The sequence below is a fragment of the Pseudomonas kurunegalensis genome (assembly GCF_030291635.1).
In the GTDB taxonomy this organism is placed as follows: domain Bacteria; phylum Pseudomonadota; class Gammaproteobacteria; order Pseudomonadales; family Pseudomonadaceae; genus Aquipseudomonas; species Aquipseudomonas monteilii.
Genome location: NZ_CP127871.1, coordinates 644,903 through 660,426, shown reverse-complemented (window position 1 = coordinate 660,426; position 15,524 = coordinate 644,903). Strand labels below are relative to the sequence as shown.

General features: G+C 65.2%; 19 protein-coding genes and 1 riboswitch. Of the genes, 7 read left to right on the top strand and 12 right to left on the bottom strand.

Going from position 1 to position 15,524, the window contains the following annotated elements:
• Positions 1-45: 45 nt before the first annotated feature.
• From QQ992_RS02955 to dxs, 5 genes are all read left to right on the top strand, one after another.
• A complete protein-coding gene (locus QQ992_RS02955; RefSeq protein ID WP_286112172.1) occupies positions 46-936 on the top strand; it encodes an alpha/beta hydrolase in 891 nt (296 codons plus the stop codon).
• Positions 937-1,029: 93 nt separating this feature from the next.
• A riboswitch (FMN riboswitch) is annotated at positions 1,030-1,171 on the top strand.
• Positions 1,172-1,252: 81 nt separating this feature from the next.
• Positions 1,253-1,903, top strand: a complete 651-nt coding sequence (ribB, locus tag QQ992_RS02950; protein ID WP_286112171.1) for a 3,4-dihydroxy-2-butanone-4-phosphate synthase — start codon at positions 1,253-1,255, stop codon at positions 1,901-1,903.
• A 376-nt stretch (positions 1,904-2,279) separates the two neighbouring features.
• Positions 2,280-2,522 (top strand): exodeoxyribonuclease VII small subunit, encoded by a 243-nt coding sequence (locus QQ992_RS02945; protein ID WP_003255380.1) that lies wholly within the window; start codon positions 2,280-2,282, stop codon positions 2,520-2,522.
• Positions 2,519-3,406: a (2E,6E)-farnesyl diphosphate synthase gene (gene ispA, locus QQ992_RS02940; protein ID WP_286112170.1), complete on the top strand. Its 888-nt coding sequence runs from the start codon at positions 2,519-2,521 to the stop codon at positions 3,404-3,406. Before QQ992_RS02945 ends, ispA begins: the two co-directional genes overlap by 4 nt.
• A 105-nt stretch (positions 3,407-3,511) precedes the next feature.
• The gene (gene dxs / locus QQ992_RS02935) at positions 3,512-5,407 is read left to right on the top strand and encodes a 1-deoxy-D-xylulose-5-phosphate synthase (RefSeq protein ID WP_286112169.1); all 1,896 of its coding nucleotides are present in this window, start codon (positions 3,512-3,514) and stop codon (positions 5,405-5,407) included.
• A gap of 178 nt (positions 5,408-5,585) precedes the next feature.
• Here the strand turns inward: dxs and QQ992_RS02930 are convergent, their stop codons facing one another.
• The 12 genes from QQ992_RS02930 to nrdR form a co-directional block, all read right to left on the bottom strand.
• Positions 5,586-6,398, bottom strand: coding sequence for a cobalamin-binding protein (locus QQ992_RS02930; protein WP_286112168.1), 813 nt, complete (start codon positions 6,396-6,398; stop codon positions 5,586-5,588).
• Positions 6,398-6,817, bottom strand: coding sequence for an MFS transporter (locus QQ992_RS02925; RefSeq protein WP_286112167.1), 420 nt, complete (start codon positions 6,815-6,817; stop codon positions 6,398-6,400). The genes QQ992_RS02930 and QQ992_RS02925 overlap by 1 nt, the downstream gene beginning before the upstream one ends.
• Positions 6,814-7,431 (bottom strand): GTP cyclohydrolase II, encoded by a 618-nt coding sequence (gene ribA, locus QQ992_RS02920; protein WP_286112166.1) that lies wholly within the window; start codon positions 7,429-7,431, stop codon positions 6,814-6,816. The genes QQ992_RS02925 and ribA overlap by 4 nt, the downstream gene beginning before the upstream one ends.
• A 142-nt stretch (positions 7,432-7,573) precedes the next feature.
• Positions 7,574-8,317, bottom strand: a complete 744-nt coding sequence (locus QQ992_RS02915) for a substrate-binding periplasmic protein (RefSeq protein ID WP_286112165.1) — start codon at positions 8,315-8,317, stop codon at positions 7,574-7,576.
• Positions 8,318-8,333: 16 nt separating this feature from the next.
• The gene (locus tag QQ992_RS02910; RefSeq protein WP_003255391.1) at positions 8,334-8,837 is read right to left on the bottom strand and encodes a phosphatidylglycerophosphatase A family protein; all 504 of its coding nucleotides are present in this window, start codon (positions 8,835-8,837) and stop codon (positions 8,334-8,336) included.
• Positions 8,834-9,802, bottom strand: coding sequence for a thiamine-phosphate kinase (gene thiL, locus QQ992_RS02905; RefSeq protein WP_286112164.1), 969 nt, complete (start codon positions 9,800-9,802; stop codon positions 8,834-8,836). Before thiL ends, QQ992_RS02910 begins: the two co-directional genes overlap by 4 nt.
• Positions 9,803-9,820: 18 nt before the next feature.
• On the bottom strand, positions 9,821-10,321 hold the full coding sequence (gene nusB / locus QQ992_RS02900; protein WP_003255393.1) for a transcription antitermination factor NusB: 501 nt from the start codon (positions 10,319-10,321) through the stop codon (positions 9,821-9,823).
• Entirely contained in the window at positions 10,318-10,794 is a 477-nt protein-coding gene (gene ribH / locus QQ992_RS02895) for a 6,7-dimethyl-8-ribityllumazine synthase (RefSeq protein ID WP_003255395.1), read from the bottom strand. The genes nusB and ribH overlap by 4 nt, the downstream gene beginning before the upstream one ends.
• Positions 10,795-10,886: 92 nt before the next feature.
• Positions 10,887-11,978 (bottom strand): bifunctional 3,4-dihydroxy-2-butanone-4-phosphate synthase/GTP cyclohydrolase II, encoded by a 1,092-nt coding sequence (gene ribBA, locus QQ992_RS02890; RefSeq protein ID WP_016484697.1) that lies wholly within the window; start codon positions 11,976-11,978, stop codon positions 10,887-10,889.
• Positions 11,979-11,996: 18 nt separating this feature from the next.
• The gene (locus QQ992_RS02885; RefSeq protein ID WP_003255399.1) at positions 11,997-12,662 is read right to left on the bottom strand and encodes a riboflavin synthase; all 666 of its coding nucleotides are present in this window, start codon (positions 12,660-12,662) and stop codon (positions 11,997-11,999) included.
• A 42-nt stretch (positions 12,663-12,704) separates the two neighbouring features.
• Positions 12,705-13,835, bottom strand: a complete 1,131-nt coding sequence (gene ribD, locus QQ992_RS02880; protein WP_286112163.1) for a bifunctional diaminohydroxyphosphoribosylaminopyrimidine deaminase/5-amino-6-(5-phosphoribosylamino)uracil reductase RibD — start codon at positions 13,833-13,835, stop codon at positions 12,705-12,707.
• Positions 13,836-13,837: 2 nt separating this feature from the next.
• On the bottom strand, positions 13,838-14,302 hold the full coding sequence (gene nrdR, locus QQ992_RS02875; RefSeq protein WP_009685710.1) for a transcriptional regulator NrdR: 465 nt from the start codon (positions 14,300-14,302) through the stop codon (positions 13,838-13,840).
• A 106-nt stretch (positions 14,303-14,408) separates the two neighbouring features.
• Here nrdR and QQ992_RS02870 point away from each other — a divergent pair, with 106 nt between their 5' ends.
• Both QQ992_RS02870 and QQ992_RS02865 read left to right on the top strand, forming a co-directional pair.
• Positions 14,409-14,861 (top strand): YbaY family lipoprotein, encoded by a 453-nt coding sequence (locus QQ992_RS02870; protein ID WP_286112162.1) that lies wholly within the window; start codon positions 14,409-14,411, stop codon positions 14,859-14,861.
• A complete protein-coding gene (locus QQ992_RS02865) occupies positions 14,862-15,521 on the top strand; it encodes a class I SAM-dependent methyltransferase (RefSeq protein ID WP_119368683.1) in 660 nt (219 codons plus the stop codon).
• Positions 15,522-15,524: the final 3 nt, after the last annotated feature.

The following is a 15,524-nucleotide window of genomic DNA, read 5'->3' as shown; positions in this document are numbered from 1 at the left end:
GCGCTCCAGCCTCGCGTTCCTCGCCAGGCCCTGACGAGACGCCTGATGAGCAAGATGACCCTGACACTGGCTTTGGCACTGGCCCTTGCTGCGCCTGTTGCCCTGGCGCAGCCCGAGCGTAACCAGAAGATGGACACCTCGCTGCTGCAGCGCCAGGACCTGGCCTATCGCTTCACCCAGCTCGACCTGGACTCGGCCGATGGCCAACGCCATTACCGCTTGTGGGTCGGCAAGCCAAACCGCCCGGCGCCCCCCTCGGGGTACCCGGTGCTGTGGATGCTCGATGGCAATGCAGCGATCGGCGCGCTGCAAAGCCAGCAACTGGACAAGCTCGCCGCCGGCCAGGCGCCTTTGCTGGTGGCCGTGGGTTACCAGACCGAACAACGTATCGAGCGGACCGGGCGTACGTATGACTACACCCCGGCGCTGCCTGGCCAGGCTGAGCAGCGTGACCCGCTGACCGGCGAGCCCAGTGGCGGCGTGGATGCGTTTCTTGATCTGCTGACCGAACGCATGCGGCCAATGGTGGCCGGGCTGGCCCCCATCGACGCGCAACAGCAGACGTTGTGGGGCCATTCCTATGGCGGCCTGGCCGTGCTGCACGCGTTGTTCACCCGGCCCGGGGCGTTCAGTGACTATGCGGCGGCCAGCCCATCGCTGTGGTGGCATGACGGGGCGATCTTGCGCGAGGCGCAGGGGCTTGGCCAGCGCCTGGGTAGCGGCCGAGCGCGATTGTTGCTGATGCGCGGCAGTGAGGAGCCAGCAAACCCGCGCATGCCGGTGCAAGGGGATGTGGAACAGCCCGCACGAGCGCTGGTGGCCCAGCTGGCCAAGGTGCCGGGGTTGCAGGTACGGTTCGAGCGGTTCGAGGGAATGGGGCACGGGCCGATGCTGCCCGCTTCACTGAAGCTGCTGATAGAGGAAATGTCGCAGTAAACCTGCCCGCAAACACGGGTGAAGACAGCATGATTCCGCCAAAGGTCGTAGAGCCTTGGGTTGCCAGTTGGGTGGCCATGTGCGTTATGCTTGGCCGGTCTTCAGGGCGGGGTGAAAGTCCCCACCGGCGGTAAATCGAAAGATGAGCCCGCGAGCGCCCCGGCCATGCCGGGGGTCAGCAGATCTGGTGCGACTCCAGAGCCGACGGTCATAGTCCGGATGAAAGAAGGCGTCAGGCAGGGGCCTATCCGGGCGCCCCTGCGCGCGCATTTTGTTCGCCCCGAGACGTTCATCGATCATTCACGAGGAGCGTTTCATGTCCACCCTTCACCACCCGCAATTCCCCAATGTTTCTGCCGCCATCGCCGCCTTCCAGGCCGGGCGCCCTGTATTGCTGCTTGATGATGACGACCGCGAAGACGAAGCGGACATCATTGCGGCTGCCGAAAACATCACGCTGCAAACCATGGCCATGATGATCCGCGACTGCAGCGGCATTGTCTGCCTGTGCCTGGACGAAGCCACCGTCGATGCGCTGCAACTGGCGCCGATGGTGCAGAACAACCAGGCCCGCCACGGCACCGGTTTCACCGTCACCATCGAAGCGGCAGAAGGCATCACCACCGGGGTTTCTGCCCAGGACCGCATCACCACCATTGGCGCGGCGTTGCGCTCCAGTGCCGAGCAGCGCCATATCGTCAGCCCAGGGCATGTGTTCCCGCTGCGCGCCCGCAATGGCGGGGTGCTGACCCGCCGTGGACACACCGAAGGCTCGGTGGACCTGGCACGCCTGGCCGGCCTGCGCCCGGCAGCCGTGCTGTGCGAGCTGATGAACCCCGATGGCAGCATGGCCCGTGGCGAGCAGGTGGCGGTGTACGCGCGGCAGTACAACTTGCCGGTGCTGACCATCGAGGAGCTGGCGCGGTACCGGGAGGAGATGCTGGAGCGGGAAGCCGCTACGGCCTGATGGTTTCCAGGCGTTTGACTTGAGGAAGGTGGCGGTGCTTAGATCGAGCGCCGCCCGCGCGGCGCATCGCGAGCAAGCTCGCTCCTACATCTGTTTCGGGCCAGTATCGCCTGTGCCAATGTACGCGACCGCCTTGTTTGTTCGACGCGGTATCGAGCCATGAGCAAAAGCGTACGCGCGCAAACCCCACAGGAATAACTGGCCCGAAACAGATGTAGGAGCGAGCTTGCTCGCGATGCGCCGCGCGGGCGGCGCTCGATCTCAAGAGCGCAACAAAAATTACGTCGTTCCCTAAAACCCTCCCCACACATGTTTGCTCCCCCCGCCCCGCTCTGCTAGTGTCGCGCCGTTCTGATATGCCACCGAGACAGTCGCCATGGCCCGCAAAAAAGCCTCCCTCGATTTCGAGCAATCCCTCGCAGACCTGCAAGCACTGGTCGAGCGCCTGGAGAACGGCGAGTTGTCGCTGGAAGAGTCGCTGGCCGCCTTCGAGCAAGGCATCGCCCTGACCCGCGATTGCCAGGGTGCCCTGGCCCAGGCCGAACAGAAGGTGCAAATTCTGCTGGAGCGCGATGGCGAGCTGGCTGCCCAGCCCTTCGACGCGGAGCCAGAAGCATGATCGGCACCTACCAGGCCAGTTGCCAGGCGCGCGTCGACGCAGCCCTCGAACCCCTGTTCGTCGCCCCGACCAAAGAGCTGGAACGCCTTTATGCCGCCATGCGCTACAGCGTGATGAACGGCGGCAAGCGTGTACGCCCATTGCTGGCCTACGCCGCCTGCGAAGCCCTGGGTGCCCCGGCCGAACAAGCCAACGGCGCAGCCTGCGCGGTCGAACTGATTCACGCTTATTCGCTGGTGCATGACGACCTGCCGGCCATGGACGACGACGACCTGCGTCGCGGCCAGCCGACCACTCACAAAGCCTTCGATGAAGCCTGCGCCATCCTGGCTGGCGACGGCTTGCAGAGCCTGGCGTTCAGCGCCCTGCTCGACCCAGGCCTGAGCCCGCAGGCCGACAGCATTCGCCTGGCCATGGTGCAGGCCCTGGCCAAGGCCGCCGGGCCAGCCGGCATGGTCGGCGGCCAGGCCATCGACCTCGGTTCCGTAGGCCTGAAGCTGGACCAGCAAGCGCTGGAGTTCATGCACCGGCACAAGACCGGCGCACTGATCGAAGCCAGCGTGCGCCTTGGCGCATTGGCCAGTGCCCGTGCCGAACAGGCGCAGCTAGAGGCCCTGCAGACTTATGCACAGGCCATCGGCCTGGCGTTCCAGGTACAGGATGACATCCTCGACGTGGAAAGCGACACCGCCACCCTGGGCAAACGCCAGGGCGCTGACATAGCCCGTGACAAACCGACCTACCCGGCGCTGCTGGGGCTGGAAGCGGCCAAGGCCTATGCAATCGAACTGCGCGACCAGGCGCTGGTCGCACTGGATGGGTTCGGCGAAAAGGCCGAGCCACTGCGGGCGTTGGCGCGCTACATCGTCGAACGCCGCAACTGATTTTCGGGGCCGCTGTGCGGCCCATGCGACACCCGTCTGAATGGGCAGCTTTTCCTACAATGGGGTAAACTGCCGCGTCTTCACACACCTATAACGACTCGCCTGATGCCCACGACGTTTCAAGAGATCCCCCGCGAACGCCCGGTCACGCCGTTGCTCGACCGCGCTGACACGCCTGCCGGCCTGCGCCGGCTGGCCGAAGCCGACCTGGAGACCCTGGCCGACGAACTGCGCCAGGAACTGCTCTACACCGTGGGTCAGACCGGTGGGCATTTTGGTGCCGGTCTGGGCGTGATCGAGCTGACTATCGCCCTGCACTACGTATTCGACACCCCGGACGACCGACTGGTGTGGGACGTGGGCCACCAGGCCTACCCGCACAAGATCCTCACCGGGCGCCGTAACCGCATGCTCAGCCTGCGCCAGAAGGACGGTATCGCCGCCTTCCCGCGCCGCAGCGAAAGCGAGTACGACACCTTTGGCGTCGGCCACTCCAGCACCTCGATCAGCGCCGCACTGGGCATGGCCATTGCCGCCCGCCTGCAAAATAGCGCACGCAAGTCGATTGCGGTAATCGGTGATGGCGCGCTGACCGCCGGTATGGCCTTCGAGGCGTTGAACCACGCCCAGGAAGTCAATGCCGACATGCTGGTGATCCTCAACGACAACGACATGTCGATTTCGCGCAATGTCGGTGGCCTGTCCAACTACCTGGCCAAGATTCTCTCAAGCCGCACTTACTCGAGCATGCGCGAAGGCAGCAAGAAAGTGCTGTCGCGCCTGCCCGGCGCCTGGGAAATTGCCCGTCGCACCGAGGAATATGCCAAGGGCATGCTGGCCCCCGGCACCCTGTTCGAAGAGCTGGGCTGGAACTACATCGGCCCGATCGACGGCCACGACCTGCCGACCATGATCGCCACCCTGCGCAACATGCGAGACCTGAAAGGCCCGCAGTTCCTGCATGTGGTGACCAAGAAGGGCAAGGGCTTCGCCCCGGCCGAGGTCGACCCGATCGGCTACCACGCGATCACCAAGCTGGAGCCGGCCGACAAGCCTGCCGCGCCGAAAAAAGCCAGCGGGCCGAAATATTCCGCCGTGTTCGGCCAGTGGCTGTGCGACATGGCCGCCGCCGACAACCGCCTGGTGGGCATTACCCCGGCGATGAAGGAAGGTTCGGATCTTGTCGCCTTCAGCGAGCGCTACCCGGAGCGTTACTTCGACGTAGCGATTGCCGAGCAGCACGCCGTCACCCTGGCAGCCGGGATGGCCTGCGAGGGCAGCAAGCCGGTGGTGGCGATCTACTCCACCTTCCTGCAGCGCGCCTACGACCAGCTGATCCACGACGTGGCGGTGCAAAACCTCGACGTACTGTTCGCCATCGACCGCGCCGGCCTGGTTGGCGAAGACGGCCCGACTCACGCGGGCAGCTACGACTTGTCGTACCTGCGCTGCATCCCGGGCATGCTGGTGATGACCCCGAGTGACGAGAACGAGCTGCGCAAGATGCTCAGCACCGGCCACCTGTACAACGGCCCGGCGGCTGTTCGCTACCCGCGTGGCACCGGCCCGAATGCGCTGATCAGCGGCGACCTCGAACCGCTGGAAATCGGCAAGGGCGTGGTTCGCCGCCAAGGCGAGAAAGTCGCCCTGCTGGTGTTTGGCGTTCAGCTGGCCGAGGCCATGCAAGTGGCCGAGCAGATCAACGCGACTGTGGTCGACATGCGTTTCGTCAAGCCGCTGGACGAAGCCTTGGTGCTGGAGCTGGCTGGCAGCCATGAATTGCTGGTGACCATCGAAGAAAACGCCATCATGGGTGGCGCGGGCGCTGCGGTGGGTGAGTTCCTTGCCAACGAAGGCGTGGTCAAGCCGTTGCTGCACCTGGGGCTGCCGGACATCTATGTCGAGCATGCCAAGCCTGCGCAAATGCTGGCTGAGTGTGGGCTGGATGCGGCCGGGATCGAGGCCTCGGTGAAAGCCCGCATGGCCAAGCTCGGCCTCTAGGGCCCTTTCGTGGCGGTTCGGCGCCCCGATAAACCCGCTCCTACAGGGACTACACAGTGTTCAAGGTCTGTGGAGCGCCTGTGGGAGCAACTGTCTTGCACAAAATCTAACAGGTGGCCGTGGCAGCCTGCCAGGCATCTTCATCCGCGGTACCAAGGCCGCACGCTGCTGTTCAGCGTTACCTGGACGCCGGCGCTTTAGCCGCGAGCAACGCGCACAAGCGGGCGGTGGCTTCGATCATCTGCCCGCTGGGGCGCTCTAGACCCTTGTCGGGCACCACCAGCAAGCGGCCATCGGCAACCGCACGCAGTTGCGGCCAGGCCTTCCAGCTCGCCAGCTGTACTTGATCGCCGGCCAGGATGACCTGCGGATTACGCAGCAATACAGACTCCACGTTCACCTGTGGCGCTGGCTGACTGAGGTCGGCGAACACATTGCGCGCCCCGCACACGGCCAGGGCGTCGCTCACCACCTGGCGGCCACCGAGCGTGTACAACGGCCGATCCCACACTTGATAGAACACCTGCAAGGGTTCGTCTCGCCGGTACTGCTGGCGCAACTGCTGCAGCCGCTTGCGCAGGGCCTGGGCGTACGCATGGCCTTGCTCGGCACGCCCGACGCGCCCTGCAATGGCCTCGATCTGCTCAATCAGTTGCTCGATGTCATGGGGTTCGGCACTGAAAGTGGCAATGCCCAGGCGCTTGAGCTGGTCGCGCTGGGCGGGCGGCACGCTGCCAGGCCACAGCAGTAACAGGTCAGGGCGCAGGCTGAGCAGGCGCTCCATGTCCAGTTGCCCTTGGCGTCCGACCGAGGGCAGGTCGCGCAGCGCCGCCGGCCGTTCGCCACCGTCGAGCACACCCACCAGCAGGTCATCGGCCTGCAGCTCGAGCATGATTTCGGTCATCGACGGCGCCAGACTGACGACCCGCATGGGTTCAGCGGCCAGTGCGGTGCAGGCTACCAGCACCAGAAGACCAGCCAGAAGACGCATTAACCGAGCTGACGCGGAATGCGATAGAGGTACAGCACCACCACGGTGGACAGCGCCAGCAGGATCTGCGGCACCGCTTCCAGACCGACCAGCACCGACAGCGCGGCAACCCAGGCCGGGAAGCAGGCATACAGCATGGCCATGCGCCGAACCCGCGCCAGTTCGATCCAGGCGGCGGGCTCTTCGCCGGTGCCAAGTGCCTTGGAGGTGGCGATCAGGGCCCGCTTGTAAGCCCCGAAACGCGGCAGGCTGAGGAACATGGTCGCCGCGCCGGCAATGAACAGTGGCATGGCCAGCACCGGAATCAGTGCGTCACCGCCACCAAAGGCCCAGGCCATCACCGGCAGCGGCACCAGGCCCATCGCCAGGTACTGCCACCAGGCCAGCGCCAGGCGCCGCTTGACCTCGGCGCGGGTCACGCCTGGGGCGCCTCGCCCTGGTGTTCGTTGCCCAGCATGTGGCCCAGCTTGCCGGCCTTGGTCGCCAGGTAGTAGCGGTTGTGCGGGTTGTGGCCGGTGTGCAACGGCACACGCTCGGCAACCACGATGTTCATGTCGGTCAGGGCTTTGACCTTGCGCGGGTTATTGGTCATCAGGCGCAGCGACTTCACACCCAGGTGCTCCAGCATCGGCAGGCACATGGCGTAGTCGCGCTGGTCGGCGGCAAAGCCCAGGCGCTCGTTGGCTTCGACGGTGTCGGCGCCGCCATCTTGCAGCTCGTAGGCGCGGATCTTGTTCAGCAGGCCAATGCCACGGCCTTCCTGGCGCAGGTACAGCAGCACGCCACGGCCTTCACGGGCGATGGCCTGCAGTGCGGCTTCCAGCTGCGCACCACAGTCGCAACGCTGGCTGAACAGGGCATCGCCGGTCAGGCACTCGGAGTGCAGGCGCCCCAGCACCGGCTGGCCGTCCGCGATGTCACCCAGGCTGAGCACTACATGCTCACGGCCAGTGGCTTCGTCGAGGAAGCCATGCATGGTGAAGGTCGCGAAGGGAGTCGGGAGTTTAGAGGCGGCAACAAAGACGACGGGCACGTTGTGCTCCTGGAATAAGTTGAAAATTTCTCGTGGGCCGATTGTATCAGCCAGTTGCAGGCTGTGGGCGGGCTGAATACGGTGGGTTAAGATCGAAAAGTTCGATGCTTAGCAGAGATGATGGGACGAAAAACGCCCCCTCTCAATGCGGGCGACTGTCCGTAGTGAACGGATAGGGCTGCTTCCAATGTTCGAAAATCGGCTTCAGCTCACCACTGCGCACCAATTCGGCCATGCGCTTGTCGAACAGGTCGCGCAGGGCCTTGGCCTGCTCGCTTCGGGAAAAAGCCAGGTACAGCGGAAGTTCGGCCACATGGGTACGACGGAAGCGCTCGGGCTGCGAAGACTGGCTCAGCACATAATCGACTTCGGTCTGTGCATCGATGTAGAAGTCCACACGGTCATGCTCGAGCATCGGCAAGATGCCTTCGCGGCGCTGAATCTCACGAAACTCATGCACATCCGGCAGGTAGCTGCCGTAGTCATAGCCTCGCACCCAGGCCAGGCGGTATTTGCCAACGTTCTCTGGAGTCGGCACAGGCTTGCTGGCCAGCCCCAGGGCGTAGATATGGTCCATGTCGAAGTGCCAGCGCGGGTACAGGTTGTCGTCGTTCTCGTCCTTGTACGAGCCGACCCAGGCATCGGCTTCGCCGCGTTTGACCAGGCCGACCGCCCGACTGTAGGGCGCGCTCTGGGTCACCACCTTGACCCCGGCCGGCTCGAACACCTTGCGCAGCACGTCCCAGGCGACCCCGCTACCGTCGGCGTTGGTGTAATCAAGCCACTCCTCGCTGACCAGGTGGATCTGCTTCGGCACACCGTCAGCAGCGTTCACCCACGGGGCAACACTCAGCAGCATTGCCAGCAGCACAGTCCTTATGGCCATTCACGCGCTCCCTGTTTCAGGCAACCGCCCACACCAGAACCTGCATGCCCAGCCAGGCGAACACGCCGGCCAGGATATCGTCGAGCATGATGCCGACGCCCCCGTGCACATGACGGTCGATCCAGCGGATCGGCCACGGCTTGAGGATGTCGAAGAAGCGGAACATCAGGAACCCTGCCAGCAGCCACTGCCAGCCTTCCGGCACCAGCCAGAGGGTGATCCACATGCCGACAATCTCATCCCAGACAATGCCTTCATGGTCGTGTACGCGCAAGTCATTGGCGACTTTGCCGCACAACCAGAAGCCAAACAGCATGCTCACGCCGAGCAGCAGCCAGTACCCCCAGTCGGGCAGCATCTGCCACAACGGGATGAACGGTATGGCCACCAGCGAGCCCCAGGTGCCCGGGGCCTTGGGCAAGGTGCCGGAACCGAAGCCGAAAGCGATGAAGTGCCACGGGTTGCGCCAGACCGAAGGCGGAACGAACTCCGCAGGCACCTGGTTGGGGTGATCGGTCACGGTGTCTCCCTAAAGTGTTGATAGCCCCGCTGAACGGGAGTGATGTCCTGGCCCTGCGCGTCGCGCAAGGTCACGCCCTGCCCTTCGAGCACACGGCCAATGGTATGCACCTCGACGAAACCGAGGTTGGCCAAGGGCGCCAGCGCCTCAGGCGGCAGCGTGAAGGCCAGCACGTAATCGTCGCCACCCGCAAGCGCAGCCTGCACGGCCGCCTCGCGGCCGAGGAGCGCCTCTACAGCAGGAGACACTGGCACCTGATCCAGGTTCACCTCCAGCGCCACGCCGGACGCCTTGGCGATATGCCCACAATCTGCGAGCAGGCCATCGGAGATGTCCAGCGCAGCGGTAGCCTGGCCGCGCAGCAGCGCACCCAGGGTGAGCTGCGGCATCGGCGACCAGTAATGGGCAAGCAGCGGCTCAGCCAGCTCGGCGGGTGCCTCGCGCTCGCCCAGTACCAGCGGCAATGCACCGGCGGCCTTGCCCAGCACACCGCCGACGCACAGCAAGTCGCCTGGCCGTGCACCGCTGCGGCGCAACGCCTGGCCAGCCGGCACGCGGCCGAACACGGTAACGGTGATGCTCAGCGGCCCCCGGGTGGTATCCCCCCCGATCAGGCTCATGCGGCAACGATGGGCCATGCGGCTTAGGCCGTCCGCATAGGCGGCCAGCCAGTCTGGGCCAACATCCGGCAGGGTCAGGGCGAGGGTGAAGCCGATTGCGGTCGCGCCCATGGCCGCCAGGTCACTGGCCGCCACGGCCAACGAGCGCTGGCCCAGCAGAAGCGGATCGCAGACCGCAGGAAAATGCACCCCGGCGACCAGGGTATCGGTCGACACCGCCAGTTGCTCACCCGGGGGAAGCTGCAGCAGGGCGCAGTCGTCACCGATCCCCAGTGCCACGCCCTCGCCGCCCTGCGCACAGGGCGCGGCGGCGAAGTAATGGTTGATCAGCTCGAACTCACCCATGGGCAGGCAGCGCCGGAATCAGCGCTTGTTCGCCTTGACTTCTGCTTCACGCAGGGCCGGAGCGAGCTTGTCCAGCACGCCGTTGACGAACTTGTGGCCATCGGTGGCACCGAAGACCTTCGCCAGCTCGACACCTTCGTTGATCACGACGCGGTAAGGCACATCGACGCGCTTGATCAGTTCCCAGGTGGACAGACGCAGCACGGCCAGTTCGACCGGGTCGAGCTCTTCCAGTGCGATGGTCATGCAAGGCACCAGCGCTTTGTCGATTTCGCCCTTGATTGCCGGGACCCCATGCAGGATCTCGCGGAAATAGGCACCGTCGACATCGGTGAAATCGTTATCCACCCGGAACTGCGCTTCGATCTCGTTCAGCGAATGCTGGGCCATGTGCCACTGGTAGAGGGCCTGGGTCGCGAGCTTGCGGGCTTCGCGGCGCTTGGCGCTCTTCGAGGGCTTGCCGGCATCCGCAGGTTTTGGATCGCGCGGGTTGAAACGATCGCTTTCGTCGCTAATCACTTGGCCTCCAACTGCGCCAGCAGGCTGACCATTTCCAGAGCGGACAGGGCAGCTTCAGCACCTTTGTTGCCGGCCTTGGTGCCGGAACGCTCGATGGCTTGCTCGATGGAGTCGACGGTCAGTACGCCGAAGGCCACCGGAACACCGAACTCCATGGACACCTGGGCCAGGCCCTTGGTGCATTCGCCCGCCACGTATTCAAAGTGCGGGGTACCACCACGGATCACGGCGCCCAGGGCGATGATCGCGTCGTAGGCGCCTTGCTGGGCGACCTTCTGTGCCACCAGCGGGATTTCGAATGCACCCGGGGCACGGATGATGGTGATGTCGCTTTCGCTGACACCGTGGCGTACCAGGGCATCAACGGCACCGCTTACCAGGCTTTCGACGACGAAGCTGTTGAAGCGGCCAACCACCAAAGCATAGCGACCTTTGGGGGCGATGAAGGTACCTTCGATGGTCTTCAGGGTCATTCCGATATTCTCATCTTCAAGAGCGAGGCCGCATGCTGGCGGCCTCGACAGGGGTATGGACTCGAGCTGGAGGGCGTCACTGCCGCCTCAAGTCACTCGGAGGGCACGTATTCTACAACTTCCAGATCGAATCCGGATATCGCATTGAACTTCATCGGCGAACTCATCAGGCGCATCTTGCGCACACCGAGGTCCCGCAGGATCTGCGAACCGGCACCCACGGTGCTGTAGGTGGTCGGTGCCTTGGCCGGTGCATCGCCCGCGCTTTCGCGGATGTGCGCCAGCAGCACGTCGCCGTCCAGCGGGTGGCCCAGCAGCAGCACCACGCCGCTGCCGGCCTCGGCCACGGCAGCCATGGCCGCACGCAGGCTCCAGCGGCCCGGCTGCTTGACCAGCAGCAGGTCGCGCAGCGGGTCCATGTTGTGCACGCGCACCAGGGTCGGCTCTTCAGCGCAGATCTTGCCCAGGGTCAGGGCCATGTGCACGTCGCCTTCCACGGCATCGCGGTAGGTGACCAGGTTGAACTCACCCAGTTCGCTTTCCACCGGCTGCTCGGAAACGCGCTGCACAGTGCGTTCGTGGATCATGCGGTAGTGAATGAGGTCGGCGATGGTGCCGATCTTCAGGCCGTGCTCGGCGGCGAACACTTCCAGCTCCGCGCGGCGCGACATGGTGCCGTCGTCGTTCATCACTTCGCAGATGACGCCGCTTGGCTCGAAACCGGCCATGCGCGCCAGGTCGCAGGCGGCTTCGGTGTGGCCGGCGCGGGCCAGGGTACCGCCAGGCTGGGCCATCAGCGGGAAGATGTGGCCTGGGCTGACAATGTCTTCGGCCTTGGCATCCTTGGCGGCGGCAGCCTGCACGGTGCGGGCGCGGTCAGCGGCGGAAATGCCGGTGGTGACGCCTTCGGCGGCTTCGATCGACACGGTGAACTTGGTGCCGAAGCCCGAGCCGTTGCGCGGCGCCATCAGCGGCAGCTTCAGCGTTTCGCAACGCTCGCGGGTCATCGGCATGCAGATCAGGCCACGGGCGTGCTTGGCCATGAAGTTGATGTGCTCGGGCAGGCAGCACTCGGCTGCCATGATGATGTCGCCTTCGTTTTCGCGGTCTTCGTCATCCATGAGGATGACCATTTTGCCCTGGCGGATGTCTTCTACCAGTTCTTCGATGCTGTTGAGCGCCACGCGGCACCCCCTTCTCAATCAGGATTTCAAGAAGCCGTTGGCGGCCAGGAAGCTTTCGGTAATGCCACTGCCCTTGCTCGGTTCAGCGGCCTTGTCACCCAGCAGCAAGCGCTCCAGGTAACGGGCCAGCAAGTCGACCTCAAGGTTTACCCGACGCCCTGCGCGGTAGTCGGCCATGATGGTTTCGGACAGGGTGTGCGGGACAATGGTCAGCTCGAACTCGGCGCCATTGACCTCATTGACCGTCAGGCTGGTGCCGTCGACGGTGATCGAACCCTTGTGGGCGATGTACTTGGCCAGCTCCTTGGGTGCACGCACACGGAACTGGATGGCGCGGGCGTTATCGCTGCGCGAGATGATTTCACCAACCCCGTCGACGTGGCCGCTGACCAGGTGCCCGCCCAGGCGGGTGGTGGGGGTCAGGGCCTTTTCCAGGTTGACCTTGCTGCCACTCTTGAGGTCGATGAATGCGGTGCGCTTGAGGGTTTCGACGCTGACGTCGGCCCAGAAGCCGTCACCCGGCAGTTCGACAGCGGTCAGGCACACACCGTTGACGGCGATGCTGTCGCCGAGCTTGACGTCACCCAGGTCGAGCTTGCCGGTTTCGACGTAGACGCGCACGTCGCCACCCTTGGGGGTGAGGCTGCGGATGGTGCCGATGGATTCGATGATGCCGGTGAACATGGGGTCTTCCTCAAAAACGGTTTGCACGGGGCAAGCCCGGCATTATACGCCGGCTGCCGGCAGGGGGATGGCCGTGACCCGCCAGTCATCGCCCACTGCGCGCATTTCGGTAATTTTCAGCCGCGGTGCTTCGCTCATCTTGTCCAGCGGCCAGTCCAGCAACGGGCGGGCGTTGGAGCCGAGGAAAGTGCCGGCGACGAACAGCTGGAACTCGTCGACCAGGCCTTGCCGGGCAAAAGCACCCACCAGGCCCGCACCGGCTTCCAGCAGGATTTCGTTGACGCCACGGGCCGCCAGGGCTTGCAGCAGCGCAGGCAGATCGACCTGGCCATTGTCACCCGGCAGGCTGAGCAACTCGTGGCCGGCAGCGGCATAGCGCGGGTCATCTGCGACAGCCGTCACCACCAGCGCCGGGCCGGCCTGGAAGAACGGTGCATCCAGTGGCAGGCGCAGGCGGCCATCGACCAGCACCCGCAGCGGTGTGCGGCTGAGCGCCAGGGCAGTGCTTTCGGGGTCCAGGCCCAACTCGTCACCGCGCACGGTCATGCGGGCGTTATCGGCCAGCACGCTGGCAGCGCTGGTGAGCACTACGCTGGAACGGGCGCGCAGGCGCTGCACTGCGGAGCGGGCCGCCGGGCCGGTGATCCACTGGCTTTCGCCACTGGCCATGGCGGTGCGGCCATCCAGGCTCATGGCCAGCTTGGCGCGCACGAACGGCAGGCCATGTTCCATGCGCTTGAGAAAGCCCGGGTTGAGTGCGCGGGCCTCGGCTTCGAGCACGCCGCTGGCCACTTCGATACCAGCCTCGGCCAGACGCCGCAGGCCTTGCCCCGCCACTTGCGGGTTAGGGTCCTGCATGGCGGCCACCACCCGTGCCACACCGGCCTTGACCAGCGCTTCGGCACATGGCGGCGTGCGGCCATGGTGGCTGCACGGCTCCAGGGTGACGTAGGCGCAGGCACCGCGGGCACGCTCACCGGCCTGGCGCAGGGCATGCACTTCGGCATGCGGCTCGCCGGCGCGTACGTGCCAGCCTTCGCCGACCACTTCGCCGTCGCGCACGATCACGCAGCCTACACGCGGGTTCGGGTGGGTGGTGTACAGGCCTTTGCGCGCCAGCTCCAGCGCGCGGGCCATGTAGTGGGCGTCAAGGATGGCGGCTTGGCTGGGCATGTTCACTCTTTAGCTGGCTCACGGGCCAGGCGGTCGATTTCTTCGCGGAACTCGTCCAGGTCCTGGAAGCGCCGGTACACCGAGGCAAAGCGGATGTAGGCCACTTCGTCGAGCTTGCGCAGCTCGGCCATGACCATTTCACCCACCACCAGCGATTTCACTTCACGCTCGCCGGTCGCGCGCAGCCGGCTCTTGATGTGCGCGAGCGCCGCTTCCAGGCGCTCGACGCTGACCGGGCGCTTCTCCAGGGCCCGTTGCATGCCGGCACGCAGCTTGTCTTCGTCGAAGGGCTGGCGTGTGCCGTCCTGCTTGATCAGCCGGGGCAGCACCAGCTCGGCGGTTTCGAAGGTGGTGAAACGCTCGCCACAGGCCACGCATTCGCGGCGGCGGCGCACCTGCTCGCCCTCGGCGACGAGGCGAGAGTCGATGACCTTGGTGTCGTTGGCACCGCAAAAGGGACAGTGCATGGTGGCAGGCAACAAAAAAAGGGAGGGCCATGGTAGCGCATTGCACTGGCAAGACAAGCCAAAGGGGTTAACATCCATGGGAATTCTGCCCGCGAAGGACTACCCCATGCACTACCGAGCGCTCGTCGTGCTGTGCTGCGCCGCCCTGCTCGCCGCTTGCGGCAGCGACAGGCCCAAAACCGATACGCCTGCGGCGACCACACCAGCCCGCGCGGCCAAACAGGCCGAAGTACTCGGCCCGTTGCCGGCCTACCAGCGCGAACTGAGTGGCACCTTGCTGGAAATCCCGGCCGGTGCCGACGTGGAGCTGGCCTTGCTGGTCATCGACGAACGCGACCGCCCGCAACGCCTGCTGGCCAGCAGCAACCTGACCGGTACCGGCCAGGCCCTGCCTTACCACCTGCGTTTCAACCCCGAGGCCTTCCCGGCCGGTGCGCGGGTCGAGCTGCGTGGCCGGGCCAGCAGCTCCGGCCAGCTGATCATGCACCTGCCACCGGTGCGCATTACCCAAGCCCAGACCCAGGCCACCGGCCCGCTGCGTTTCGAGAAGGCGCCGTAAGTGGCTCCACTGGCCCTGCAACAGGCCCTCAGTGGCCTGATCGGCGAAGCGCGCCTGGTGGTCAGCGAGCTGCCCGGCTGCGACCTGAAGCTGTGGCTGATCGACGACCAGAACATGGACCGCGCCTTCAGCAGCGAAGAAACCCGGCGCATTCTTGAAGAGCCGCCCTACTGGAGCTTTTGCTGGGCCAGCGGCCTGGCCATGGCCCGCTACCTGGCCGAACGCCCTGAATGGGTGGCAGGCAAGCGCGTGCTGGACTTTGGCGCCGGCTCCGGAATCGCCGGCATTGCCGCCGCGCGCGCGGGTGCGCGGGAAGTGGTGGCCTGCGACCTCGACCCGCTGGCCCTCGATGCCTGCCGCGCCAACGCCGCGCTGAATGGGGTTGAGCTGAACTACAGCAGCGACTTCTTTGCCGAAGAAGACCGTTTCGACCTGATCCTGGTTGCCGATGTGCTGTACGACCGCGCCAACCTGCCGCTGCTGGATGCCTTCCTCGGTCGCGGCCGCCAGGCGTTGGTGGCCGACTCGCGGGTTCGCGACTTCAGCCACCCGCTGTACCAGCAGTTGGGCGTGCTCGAAGCGCTGACCCTGCCAGACCTGGCCGAGCCACACGAATTCCGCCGGGTCAGCCTGTACCACGCCAGCCGCGACACCTTATAGTGG